The organism is Arthrobacter sp. ISL-30 (assembly GCF_018613855.1).
GTDB lineage: Bacteria > Actinomycetota > Actinomycetes > Actinomycetales > Micrococcaceae > Arthrobacter.
This window is the reverse complement of the sequence record NZ_JAGGPK010000034.1, coordinates 35,599-47,812: the sequence shown is the minus strand read 5'-3', so window position 1 is coordinate 47,812 and position 12,214 is coordinate 35,599. Positions and strand designations below refer to the sequence as shown.

At 62.7% G+C, this 12,214-nt stretch carries 12 protein-coding genes; 9 read left to right on the top strand and 3 right to left on the bottom strand.

Translation table 11 applies throughout. The features are described 5' to 3' along the window. Positions 1–80 precede the first annotated feature (80 nt). Complete coding sequence (locus J7E82_RS14400; RefSeq protein ID WP_214863785.1) at positions 81–854, bottom strand: IclR family transcriptional regulator; 774 nt, start codon at positions 852–854, stop codon at positions 81–83. A 156-nt stretch (positions 855–1,010) separates the two neighbouring features. On the opposite strand from J7E82_RS14400, the gene J7E82_RS14395 reads away from it, so the two are divergent. The 8 genes from J7E82_RS14395 (at position 1,011) to J7E82_RS14360 (ending at position 8,689) form a co-directional block, all read left to right on the top strand. Further along, positions 1,011–2,417 carry an MFS transporter gene (locus J7E82_RS14395; RefSeq protein ID WP_214863783.1) on the top strand — a complete coding sequence of 469 codons (1,407 nt, stop codon included), beginning with the start codon at positions 1,011–1,013 and terminating at the stop codon, positions 2,415–2,417. A gap of 3 nt (positions 2,418–2,420) precedes the next feature. Beyond that, the gene (locus J7E82_RS14390; RefSeq protein WP_214863781.1) at positions 2,421–2,786 is read left to right on the top strand and encodes an NIPSNAP family protein; all 366 of its coding nucleotides are present in this window, start codon (positions 2,421–2,423) and stop codon (positions 2,784–2,786) included. A 10-nt stretch (positions 2,787–2,796) separates the two neighbouring features. Beyond that, complete coding sequence (locus tag J7E82_RS14385; RefSeq protein ID WP_214863779.1) at positions 2,797–3,630, top strand: SDR family NAD(P)-dependent oxidoreductase; 834 nt, start codon at positions 2,797–2,799, stop codon at positions 3,628–3,630. A gap of 82 nt (positions 3,631–3,712) precedes the next feature. Beyond that, positions 3,713–5,098: a flavocytochrome c gene (locus J7E82_RS14380; protein WP_214863777.1), complete on the top strand. Its 1,386-nt coding sequence runs from the start codon at positions 3,713–3,715 to the stop codon at positions 5,096–5,098. Positions 5,099–5,127: 29 nt separating this feature from the next. After that, positions 5,128–6,549, top strand: coding sequence for an FAD-dependent oxidoreductase (locus J7E82_RS14375; protein ID WP_214863775.1), 1,422 nt, complete (start codon positions 5,128–5,130; stop codon positions 6,547–6,549). A 16-nt stretch (positions 6,550–6,565) separates the two neighbouring features. After that, the gene (locus J7E82_RS14370; RefSeq protein WP_214863773.1) at positions 6,566–8,104 is read left to right on the top strand and encodes an FAD-dependent oxidoreductase; all 1,539 of its coding nucleotides are present in this window, start codon (positions 6,566–6,568) and stop codon (positions 8,102–8,104) included. 71 nt (positions 8,105–8,175) lie between these two features. Continuing rightward, positions 8,176–8,334, top strand: coding sequence for a hypothetical protein (locus J7E82_RS14365; RefSeq protein WP_214863772.1), 159 nt, complete (start codon positions 8,176–8,178; stop codon positions 8,332–8,334). Between the two features lie 4 nt (positions 8,335–8,338). Continuing rightward, positions 8,339–8,689, top strand: coding sequence for an MFS transporter (locus J7E82_RS14360; RefSeq protein ID WP_214863770.1), 351 nt, complete (start codon positions 8,339–8,341; stop codon positions 8,687–8,689). Between the two features lie 756 nt (positions 8,690–9,445). On the opposite strand, the gene J7E82_RS14350 is transcribed toward J7E82_RS14360, so the two are convergent. Together J7E82_RS14350 and J7E82_RS14345 are read right to left on the bottom strand one after the other, a co-directional pair. Beyond that, positions 9,446–10,645 (bottom strand): IS110 family transposase, encoded by a 1,200-nt coding sequence (locus J7E82_RS14350; RefSeq protein ID WP_214863766.1) that lies wholly within the window; start codon positions 10,643–10,645, stop codon positions 9,446–9,448. A gap of 628 nt (positions 10,646–11,273) precedes the next feature. Continuing rightward, positions 11,274–11,837, bottom strand: a complete 564-nt coding sequence (locus tag J7E82_RS14345; RefSeq protein WP_214863764.1) for a dihydrofolate reductase family protein — start codon at positions 11,835–11,837, stop codon at positions 11,274–11,276. A gap of 99 nt (positions 11,838–11,936) precedes the next feature. Between J7E82_RS14345 and J7E82_RS14340 the strand changes: the two genes are divergently transcribed. Continuing rightward, the gene (locus J7E82_RS14340; RefSeq protein ID WP_251041908.1) at positions 11,937–12,161 is read left to right on the top strand and encodes a hypothetical protein; all 225 of its coding nucleotides are present in this window, start codon (positions 11,937–11,939) and stop codon (positions 12,159–12,161) included. Positions 12,162–12,214 lie beyond the last annotated feature (53 nt).

Below are 12,214 nucleotides of genomic sequence, written 5' to 3'. Positions count from 1 at the left end.
ATCGGTGGATCAAGGCTTAGGGGCGGCCCCTCATAGCGGTCTACCCTGCGCTCCTGCGGCCCTGTCCGTCGATTATCAGGTCATTTGGCCGGTGCAGAGATTTCGTGCTCGCTAAACTCCTTGGCTGTTTGAACGAGACTGCTCGCAAGTCGTTTTGCATCTTCCCGGGTGAACCGGGCACTGGGGAGGGCGATGCTGAATGCGGCATGCTCGCCGTCGATCACACCCAAGGAGACGGCGAGAGCGGCAACGCCGTCTTCGCTTTCCTCGTAGTTTGTGCCCACGCCCAGGCGCCGGGTTTTTTCCAGTTCCCTTTGGATTCGGGCAAGATCAACTTTCGCATTGCCCCGACCGGGTCCCACCGCGGCGATCTTGTATCGGGCCTCAACCTCCTCGGGAGTTAGATCGGCGAGCATTGCCTTGCCTGCTGAAGTGACATGGGCAGGAAGCGTGACACCGGTTCTCAAGCCGAAGCGCAATGGCTGCGTGGTGGCTTCGATGCCATCGAGATGGTGAATTTCGGTCCCGACGAGTGTCGCAAGGTGAACCGTCTCACCCACCCGTTCAAATAGGCGCTCCAGGTATGGCCGAGCGCGAAGACGCAGGGGTGGAACAGGCTGCATCATGCCGGGCCGCAGGAACTCGGGGCCGGGGGAGTAGCGTTTTTGTACTCCCTGGCGTGCGAAGCCGTCTCCGACCAGAGTGGCGAGCAGGCGTTGCGCCGTCGAGGGGTTAACGTCAAGTTCCTTTGCGGCCTCTGTGACGCTGATAGAACCGTTTTCGGCCATCATCTTCAAGAGGACCAATGCTCGATGGACCGCTTCAACACGTGAGGACTCTTCATTGCGTAGCACGCAATTACTCTAACATCTATTGCTCCATGCACAACGGGCGGGCTACGGTTGCATCACTTCCAGGTACGACAGGGCACAACGCCGGACCAAGAATCCACGACCGACCGCCGGCCCTGGCATCTCCAAACAATCCGCTCACCCGACAAAGGAGTCCTGATGAGTCAGCCCACCCCAATCCCGTACGTGAAACGTCCGCTGCGGCCCCGTACGCCAGCTCCACCCCAGGCCAAGCGCGCCGTCGTCAGCGGAACCTTCGGCTCGGCTCTGGAATGGTTCGACTTCGCCGTCTACGGAGCGATGTCGGCAACCGTTTTTCCCGTGGTGTTCTTCAACAAACTTGACCCGGCAATCGGGTTGCTGGCCTCTTTCGCTGCCTTCGGAGTCGGCTTCTTCGCCCGTCCGTTGGGAGGCATCGTCTTCGGTTTTCTGGGGGACCGGTTCGGCCGCCGCAGGATCCTTCTGACGACCTTCATCCTGATGGGGGCGGCGTCAATGATCATCGGGCTGTTGCCGCCCTATTCCTCAATCGGATTCATTGCACCGTTGGCGCTGGTCCTCATGCGTTTCATTCAGGGAGTTGCGCTCGGTGGTGAGGCCACGGGGGCTCAGCTCATGACGATGGAGCATGCGCCGGCAGACCGGCGCTCCTTCTACGGAGCTCTCATGGCGATGGGCTCGCCGATCAGCCAGGTGCTGGCCAACCTCATGCTTGCGGTCCTCTCCGGCGTGCTGAGCGAGGAGGCCTTCCTCTCCTGGGGCTGGCGGGTGCCGTTCCTGCTCAGTATCTTCCTTGTAGCGGTGGGTATCTATATCCGTCTCAAGGTCGAAGAGACTCCAGTGTTCAAGGAGGGCGTGAAGGAGCTTGCGGCCGAGCAGACCAATCCCGTGATTGTGATGAAAACCCAGGGCGTGACTATTCTTCGCCTGATCCTCGCGTTCGCCCCCATCGTCATCACGTTCTACATCGTTTCCGTCTTCGGCATCAGCTACCTCACCACCCATGGATTCACCCAAAGCCAGACGTTCACCATCATCATGATCTCCAATTTCCTGTCCGTGATCGCGATCTGGTGCGGTGGCCGACTGTCCGATGTGTACGGCCGCCGCAAGATCCTCATGGTCGGCTCGGCCGGCACCCTGCTGGCAGCCTTCATCTTCTTCCCAGTGGCGAATCTGGGCAGCTTCCCGCTGGCCCTCGGGGTCGTGGCGTTCGCTCTCGTCTCGGCGCAGTTCGGCAATGCCGGGCAGGGGGCGCTCTTCGCCGAAGCCTTCCCCACGCATATGCGCTACACGGGCTCGGCACTTGCGCTGACGGGGTCGAACCTTATTTTTGCGGCCCCTGCACCTTTCCTCGCCTCGTGGCTGATGACCATCAGCGACGGCAACACCGTTTCGATCACGATCTTCTGGGTCGTCACCATCGTTGCCGCACTGGTCAACATGTTCCTGATGGGCGACGGCAAGACCCTCGAAGGGAAGTCGCATCGGTTTGGACGCTACGTACCGGCCGCCGAAACTGGTGATCCGGATGTCCAGGCCCCGACCAACGCGATGGTGAAGTAACCGATGATCGTCGAGCAGCGCACGTACATCCTGCACACCGGGGCCAGTCTCGCGGAGTACCTGGAGGCGTATGAAGTGATCGGGCTCCCCGCGCAAAAGCCAATCCTCCGGGGCTTCCTCGGATACTTCGTCACTGAGTTCGGCCCCCAGAACGAGCTGAACCATTTTTGGGCCTACACCGACCTCGAGGATCGGCGAACCCGCCGGGCTGAATTAGCCAAGAGCAGACAGTGGCAGGAGTGCCTGGCCGTCATCCGCCCGATGATCATGACCATGGAGAACAAAATCATGTATCCCACGTCTTTCTCACCCATCCGTTCACTGCCCGTTTCCGTCAACGACGCCCATACGGCGTTCAACGGGAATTGAGGTGCAGGGCATGGATGTCACGATCACCGAGTCCACTGTCCAGGCAGTGCCGGCAGGGAGCACTCTCACCCGCACGGCAATCGTCACAGGCGGGGCCGGCGGTATCGGCCGGACAATCAGCCGCCGCCTCGCCGCCGAGGGCTATGCCGTCGTCGTGGCCGACCTCAATCAAGCCGCTGCGGACCAAGCCGCGGCCGGGCTTCCCGAGATCGATGGCGCGGATCACCGAGGTTTCGGCGGTGATCTGACCGACAGCGGTGTCAACCGTGAGCTGGCAGCCTTCGCGGCCGAGACTGCGCCCATCGGTGTTTTGGTCAATGCCGTCGGTATTTCCCCGAAACGCAATGGCCGGAAGATTCCTTTCTTCGAGCTCGGCGACGACGCATGGAACCAGGTGATGGCGGTCAACGTCAGCGCCCCGTTCTTTCTTATCCGAGAGGCATTCCGGTACATGCCTACAGACGGCAGCGCGAGCATCGTGAACTTGCTCTCCATCACGGCGAAGCTGGGCACAGGTGGCCCCGCCGATGCAGGCTTCGGCCTGTACCTGCCCAGCAGTGTGGCTTATGGGGCGTCAAAGGCGGCGCTGCAAAACCTGACCGCCAGCCTCTCACACGAGCTGGCCGTCCGGCGGATCCGGGTCAATGGCATCGCGCCCGGCTTCGTTCAGACCCCGATGATGGGCGAGGTTCCCATTGACGAGAGGCTTCTGGGCCAGGTGCCGATGAAACGCTTCGCGAAGCCCGAGGAGATCGCCGACGCCGTAGCCTTCCTTATCAGCGACCAAGCCAGCTACATCACCGGCACCAGCCTGGACATCAACGGCGGCTGGCTCACCTGCTGACCACCAAGCAGGAGGCCCCTGAACACGGCGGCCGCCGTCCAAACCTTTTGCAATACACCTGAAAGCGAGCGTGCACTTTGCCATGCCTGAACAAACTTACGATCTGATCGTCGTCGGCTCCGGCATCGCCGGGCAGACGGCCGCAACCTCAGCAGCAGAAGCTGGATTGAAAGTCATCCTTCTGGAAAAAACCGGAAACCTTGGCGGTTCTTCCGCGATGAGCGGTGGCTGGTTCGCCTTCACCGGCACCGAGGAGCAGGCCTCGGAAGGCATTAGGGATTCTCCCGAGCTTTTCTTGCAAGACATGCTCGATGCCGGCCAGAATCTCAACGACCCTTCCCTGCTGCAGGCATACCTCACCCACCAGCAGGACACATACCAATGGTTGAAGCGCCACGGAGTCGAGTTCCGAGAGGTCGAGATCAGCTCCGGGCAGTCTGCACGTCGCAGCCACAACTCCTTAATCAAAGAAGTCCTGGCCATACTCCATCGCGACTTCACCGCGACCGGAGGGCAGACCCTGCTCAACCGACAGGCGGTGCGGCTTGTGCAGGATGTCTCCGGACGCGTGACGGGAGTGATTACCCGGTCGGAAGAGCAGGAGGAGCTGTTCACTGCCACCGGCGGGGTAGTCCTGGCCACCGGGGGGTTCAGCCGCGGAACGGAGTTGCTGAAGATCTTCGCCCCGGAACAGCTGGCCGCCATCCCCTACGGGGGAAAGGGGAACACCGGGGACGGACTGCGGATGGCCTGGAGGCTCGGAGCTGGCATGGCCGACATGTCGTTCGTCAGCGGCACCTACGGATCCCACCCGGACACAGGAGAGGACTTCCATGAGCTGCTGACGGCCTATTACATGGGGGCTGTCATCGTGAACAAAAACGGCAGGCGCTTCGTCGACGAGTCGCAGGACTACAAGACTCTCGGCCGTGTGGTCCTGGATCAGCCCGAGGGGCTCGGCTTCGAAATTTTCGACGCGAAAGTCCGGGCGAAGTCCCACCGGGGCATCCCGCTAAAGGACATCGACACACTCGAGGACATCGGGCATGTGTACAAGGCCGACACGCTCGAGGAACTGGCCGAGATGGCCGGCATTGACAGGGAGGGTCTCGTCGAGAGCATCCGCCGATACAACGCGGCTGTGCGCGGTGAGGAGCCGGATGATGTCGGTCGAAGCAGCCTGTGCAATGGAGTGGGTGAGCTGTTGCCCATCGATGAGGCGCCTTTCTATGCGTACCCGGCCAAGTCGCTGATGACAACTACGTATTGCGGCCTGACGATCAGCCCTCGGGGGCAGGTCCTCGACGTCGACGGCGAAGTCATCGACGGGCTCTACGCAATTGGAGAAGTCACCGGCGGATTCCACGGCGCGGCGTACATGACCGGCACCTCCCTGGGCAAAGGCGCCGTCTTCGGCCGCATCGTGGCCGAGCACGCCTCCTCAAGGCTTGCCCTCAGCAATGCCTGAACAACATTCCAAACCAGGGGAGTACTTCCATGTCCCATTATGAAAGTTTTGACGAGACTCGAAAGGTGGACGTCGTCGTGGTCGGGTCCGGTGTCAGCGGTTCAGCCGCTGCCATGACCGCGGCAAGGTCCGGCTCGACGGTGGCGCTGCTGGAGAAATCGGAGAGCATCGGCGGCTCGGCAGCCCTGTCGGCAGGGATGTTCTGGACCGCACCCACCGTCGAGGCCTACCGGGCCCGCATTCCGCTGGGAAACGTCGAGTTGGGGACCCATGTGGTCGGCGACTACCAGGATGCGCTGGCCGAGCTGCGTAAATCCGGTCTGAGAGTGGCCGATGAGCCCAAACGGGACATCATGACCTTCGGCATCGGTTACTCCACCGACATTCAAGGAGTCCTGGCCTGGTGCCGGGAGGAAGTCCTCACAGCTGGAGGCCAGGTGCACACCAACGCGCCCGTGATCGAGCTGCTGTACGACGGCGGCAGCGTCACGGGTGTGGTTACCCGCGAGGACGGGGACGGGCTTGTGCGCTACGAAGCGGCCGCCGTCGTTCTGGCCACCGGCGGCTTCCAAGGAGCCCCCGATGAGCTGACACGCCACATAGGTCCGAACGCCGATCGACTGATGCTGCGGTCCAACCCCGGCAGCGTCGGGGACGGGCTGAGGCTGGCCCGCTCGGCCGGGGCCGGGGGCACGAAGGCTATGAGCACCTTCTACGGGCACCTCGTTCCTTATCCCATTTACCGGTTCCAGCCAGAGGACTACTTGCCGTACTCGCAGTACTACTCCGGCTCCACCGTCCTTGTGAACCTGGTCGGAGAGCGGTTCACGGACGAAACGGAAGGCGACGAACTGCTCAACCAGGCACTCACCTTCCAACCCCAAGCCCGCGGCGTGCTGATTTTTGACGAGCACGTGCGCAGCACTGAGGCGACCGAGGAACCGTTCCCCGGGCTAGGAGCCAACGACCGGTTCGCCACAGCCGTGCAAGCCGGTGGCACCTATGCCGTGGCCGATACCCTTCCCGAACTGCTGGACCAGGTCGCGGCCTGGGGAATCGACCGGCAGGCGCTCGGCCGGACCCTGGAGGCCTACACGCATGCCGTTGACGGCGGCGGTGGAGTGGCCTGCGGCATCAAGGTCTCAAGCAAGGCCCGCGCCCCGGAGCAAGGACCGTTCTACGCGCTGATGGTCCAGCCATCCATCACCTTCACCTTTGGAGGAGTGCGCACCAACACGGAAGGCGAGGCGCTTGGCCCTGACGGCCGGCCCATCCCTGGCCTCTACGCCGCAGGTGCCGACATCGGCGGGCTGTCAAACTACGGCTACGCCGGCGGGTTGGCCCCTGGATACATCACCGGACGCTGGGCCGGGCGATCCGCATCGCAACATGCCGCTTCCGCCGGCCGATCCAACCGCGCCCCGTCACTTATCAACTCGGGCACCAAATGACACATGGAGGAACAGCATGACCACAACAGCAGATGTCCTCGTCATTGGTGGTGGCGGATCAGGAATGAGTGCAGCTATTTCCGCAGCGACTAGTGGAGCCACCGTCATCCTGCTCGAAAAGTGTCCAAAGGTCGGGGGCAGCACGGCGATGTCGGTCGGGTCGTTCACGGCGGCTAACACCTCCTACCAGTACCGCGCCGGCGTCAACGACAGCATCGAACTCTTCGTGGCAGACATGAAGGTGGCCAATGGCCAGTTCGAGGAACGGGAGAACAAGGAACTGCGCCGGGTCCTGGCGGAAAACGCAGGGCCCACCGTGGAATGGCTCTCCAGCATCGGTGTACAGTTCCTCGGCCCAACACCCGAACCGCCCTACGAGAAACCACGGATGCACAACGTCCTACCGAACTCCTCCGCCTACGCGTCGGCCCTGCTGGGCGAATGCAGGAAACGCGGCGTGGACGTGCGCACGTCCATGCGCGTGGATAGGCTCCTGCGCAACGCCGCGGGTGAGATCATCGGAACCCGGGCGAATGGCACCGACTTCTTCGGCCGCCGCGGCGTCATCCTGGCTACCGGCGACTACTCCGCCTCCATAGAGATGAAAGCCGAGTTCGTCGGAAACGCCGCCGCCAAGATTCCGCCCGTCAACCCCAATAGCACCGGGGACGGGCTCAAGCTGGGCAACGACGTCGGCGGAATCATGGTCCAAATGGACCGGCTCTACGAGGGACTACGCTTCGCCCCCTCAAAACGCCCCGACCCCATCAAGATTCTGCCCTCGCACCCGCTGCTGTCCACGGCCATGCGCCTCGTGGTCGAGCGACTGCCAAAGAATCTGCTGGCCTACGTTATTCGTGGCGCCCTCACCAGCTGGGTGGGCCCGAACAACACGATGTACCAGGCAGGAGCCATCCTCGTAGGCCATTCCGGGGAACGGATAGCCAACGAGGACTCCGACAAACTCATGGCGCGAGCCGCAGCCGCCGACGAGAAAAACACCGCCTACATGATCTTCGACGAACGCGTGGCCAGGAAGTTCTCCGCATGGCCGAACCCCGTCTCTACCTTCCCGGGCGTGGCCTACGCCTATGTCGATGACTACAAGCGATACCGGCCCGACGTCTACCACCGAGCCCAAACCATCGAGGAACTCGCCACGAGCATCGGAGTAACGTCCTCAGTTCTGAAGTCCACTGTCGAGGAATGGAACGCCGACGTCGCCACCGGAGTGGACAGCCGGTTCGGCCGCCAACATCTTGGCGACGGAGTCAGCGAGGGGCCGTTCTACGCTCTTGGCCCCATGAACGCCTACATCACCCTTGCCGACGGCGGTCTGGCCGTCGACACCCAGCTGCGCGTGACACAGGCCAACGGCGAAGCAATTCCTGGACTCTGGGCCGCCGGGTCCACTGGACAAGGAGGCCTCCAACTCCTCAACCACGGCCTACACATCGGCTGGGCAATGGTCTCCGGCCGGCTCGCCGGCCGAAACGTCGCCCATGCACCGAAACGTCTCGACCTAGAGGCGACGGAGAACGTGCCGGTCAACTGATCCCTGGGAGACCCTCGCCGGCCCGGCTGCGGGGCGCGCAAAACGAAGCCCGCGCCCTTGCCTATAGGTACATGCCGGACGACGCGCTTGACGACGTCCAGCATGAGGACGTTCGCAAGGGCAGCCTCGGCATGCTGTTCTCTAAGGAGTACTGGCGCTCCACACTGTTCATCTCAGGGTTTCAGGTTCTGCGCCCTGACACCGTACTTTGCGATCCCTACCTTCGCTGACAGCGTGCCCTGGCCGGCGGTCATCACGTTCTTGCTGATCGAAAAGGCGGGCCGCCGCACGCTGACTGTTCCGCCGCAGTGGCTGTGCGCCGTCGTCCTGGCGATCATCGGCCTGTGGGCGGGCGCGCCTGCCATCGTTGTGCTTATCATCTTCCTGGTTTTCTCGTTCTTTCAACGCGGGGTGCAACACGTTGACGAACGTCTACCGGGCGAGGTCCTCCCGACCGAGATCCGAGGGATCGGGACAGGGTTCGCGGCCGCCGTCAGCCGCGTCGGGGCAGGCATCGGCATTTTCCTCCTCCCGATGTTCGATGGAGATCCTCGGTGCCGGTCCCACCATGCTGATCGCCGCTGAAGTCGCGCTGGCCGGTGCCGCACTATCCCAGTGGCTCGCTCCGGAGACGAAGGGCAAGACCCTCACCGAGGCAGCAGCACGATACTCCCACTAAAGCTGACTCGACGGAGGAATCGATCCAGCTCGTTGGGCCCTGTTGGACGGGACAAGGCTGCACTCGTCCAACAGGGCCACAAGCGTTGTTCGCCTTCGAGTATGCCTCCTAAGGACAAGGAACCACGGCTGAAGCTGCGGTGCCCTGGGAAACAGGTGGAAATCCCGTCAACTCCTCTACCAAGATTGACCTAAAGCCCATCATCAACAAATCGCCCAGCCGCTAGCCGCCGGGCACTATCTTGAAAGGTCACCACAAATGGAGCTGCTGTGGGAAGTCGCCGGCTGGGCAGGCGCAGTTGCGATACTCGTTGCATACCTGGGTGTGTCCATGGGTTGGTTGAAGGCCGGAAGGCGCTTCCAGACGGCGAATCTTCTCGGCGCTTGTGCCTTCATTGTCAACGGCGCGTTTCATGGAGCATGGCCATCTGTGGTAACGAACGTAGCTTGGTTCCTCATTTCCGCCGTGGCGCTTTTTCGCATGCGTTCGGCCAGCCCGCCTCCGGTGGCCGCGGTTGATGAACGGCAGGTGCAGTTCCCCGGAGTCCCCGACACAACCGGGCCAACTCACTGTTGTTGAGGTGTTCTCACTGGTTCCGTTCACGGTGACGCTGAGGGCAAACGACCACGTCAATGATCCGGGGGGTGTCCCTATGCTTTCCGTCAAGCGGCTTGGGCGGGTTTCTCCTCGTAGAAGGTGCCGTTTCTGAGCATTGAGTAGATGACGTCGCAGCGGCGCCGAGCGAGACAGATGACGGCAGCGTTGTGCTTCTTCCCCTGGTCTCGTTTCTTTTGGTAGTAGGCCTTCGATGCCGGGTGGTGGCAGCTGGCGATCCATGCGGATCTGAACAGCGCGTTCTTGAGCTGCTTATTCCCCGAGCGTGCGGGAAATTCACCGCGGATTGAGGTGCCGGAGCGTCGTGTCACCGGGGCGATGCCGGCGTAGGCAGCCAGGTGTCCGGCGGAGGTGAAGGTGCCGGCATCGCCGATGGTCAGGAGTATCGTCGCTGCGGTCTTGATGCCGACTCCCGGCATGGACATCAAGACCTGGGAAAGAGGGAAGTCATCGAGGAGCTTTTCGACTTCTTCGGCGACGATGGCGCGCTGGTGTTTGAGCTCCTTGATTTGCGCCGCGACGCGGGGGATGACCAGTTCGACGGCTTCGGTGCCGATGACAGTGACCGTCTGCTCGCCCAGGGCCGCGAAGATCGCGTCAACCAGGTTCACCGGGTCCTTCCGGCTGTGGTTTCTGGCCCAGCGCAGCACGTTGGATCGACCGGCGCCCCGCAAGCCGGTCGGCCCGCAGTACTTGATCAACAGCTCCAGGACCAGGGACCGGGTCAGCACTGTTCCCGGGAAGACGCGCTCCAGGGCGGGGAAGATTTGCAGCAGCAGGGACCGCAAACGGTTGATTGCCCTGGTGCATTCGTGGGTCAGGTCCGCGTCGAATCCGGAAAGCACTTTCAGCGCTGCGAGCACTTCGCTGTCCCGGTCTACGGCCCGCAGCGTGTGCGGCATCGCACGTGCCGTCTCGGCAATGATAAACGCATCCCGCGCGTCCGTTTTGGACTTTCCGGGGTACAGGTCAGCGGCTTTGCGCATCGCCAGGCCGGGCAGGTAGGCAACGGTGCAGCCGCAGTCCCGCGCCACCGCTATCGGCAGTGCGCCGATGGTGTTGGGCTGGTCCACGATCACCAGGACCTGGCCGTGCTGTTGCAGGCCGGTGAAAAGCTCGCGCAGCCGGGCTTCGTCTTGCGGTAACGGCTTGTCGAATACCCGTTCCCCGACCGCGTTCAACGCCGCGGCGTGATGCTCAGACTTGCCGACATCAAGCCCGCAGTAGACCTCGTATCCTTCGTCCATCCGGCCGCTCCTTTGCACCACTTCTGGCCGCAGTCACGACACCCGATGCTGGCACCCACGTTACAAAGAGACCTGGCCCCCGCGGAAGGAGCCGGCCGTGTCCCTATCAGCAGTCAACGCGTGTCTCCGAACCTGGCGACAACACCCCCCGGATCATCAGTGACAGGGCAAGAAAGTCATACCAGGTCCAGCGACCAAATCCCCGGCCCTCGGGGACGGAATAAATGTAACGGGGCTGGATGGGGTCGCCCCAGGGCAATGACGTCATATCCGCTATCGGCGCAGGAGTTCCCACATCCACTGCAACTCCCGTTGTTCAAGGCCGATAATCAACGCTTTGTGAACCTGTTAGCCTACGGATGCGGGCCTGTGGGCTCATCAAGTCTGTCCGTCTCTACGTTGCAATCATCAATCAGGATTGGCGGGCTTCCCGCTGTTTAGCAATATAGGCACCGTCACAGGGCAGTTTTGCAGGCGGGTCTTACGGGAATCCGACGGCCGCCTAAGTTCCGAGCCTGCCGGGCACGTCTTCTGATATCCCGAAGGTGTCCCATGACCGACCGTCTGGGCACCGACGTGCTGCCGCTGGTGGTGGATGTACTTCCCCGACTGCATGGAGGAATCGCGCTCAGCGCCTCGTCTCGTACCTTGTCAGGACGACCCCGCCGGGAAACGTCCGCGTCTCCACCAGGTTCAGGTTCACCCAACTGTCCAGCGCCGTGAAGAAGGGCGTGCCGCCGCCCACCAGAACCGGATAAGTGGCCAGCACGTACTCATCGATCAGCCCGGCACGCATGGCCGCCCCGGCGAGCGTTGCGCCGCCGACGCTCATGGGGCCGCCGTCCTCGGCCTTGAGCCGGGTGATCTCGGCGATCGCATCCCCGGTGACCAGGCGGGTGTTCCAGTCGACCTTGTCGATCGTCGAGGAGAACACCACCTTCGGCGTGTCCCGCCAGTTCCGCGCGAACTCGATCTCCGCCAGGGTGGCGTTGGGCTGCTGGTCGCCAGTCGGCCAGTAGGAGCTCATTGTCTCCCACAGCTTGCGCCCGTACAGCGACAGGCCGCTTGCCCGCTCCTGGTCGAGCCACCACTGGAACAGTTCGTCGCTCGGCCCGCTCCAGCCGATGTCATCGCCGGCCGCCGCGATGTAGCCGTCCAGGGTCAGGTTCATGCCGTAGATCAGTTTCCGCATGGCGCCAGCCTTCCGTCAGTCAGTCTCCAGCTTATAGACCGGCGGCGGGGTGTTGCGCCGGTCTATGACATCCATTGCACCCTCCTCTACGGCGATGACATGATGGCTCTCACCGTCGCAGGCAAAGTAAAAGGGCTGCGGGCAAGGCACTGGCAGGAATTCGCCGCCACCTTCGGCCTTCCTCCCCGGGCAGCCGCCACCGCCAATACCATCGCGCTCAGCGCTGCCTCAGCCATTGACCTAGAGGCCTTGCCCGTCACCGGCTCACCCCTGAACGGGGCACTGCGGGAGCTGCGGTTCCGCCGCGGCGAAATGGCACCCTAACGCATCGTGGGCCCTGTAGAGGACGTCGGTATCCACCAAGCCCGCTGCAACTC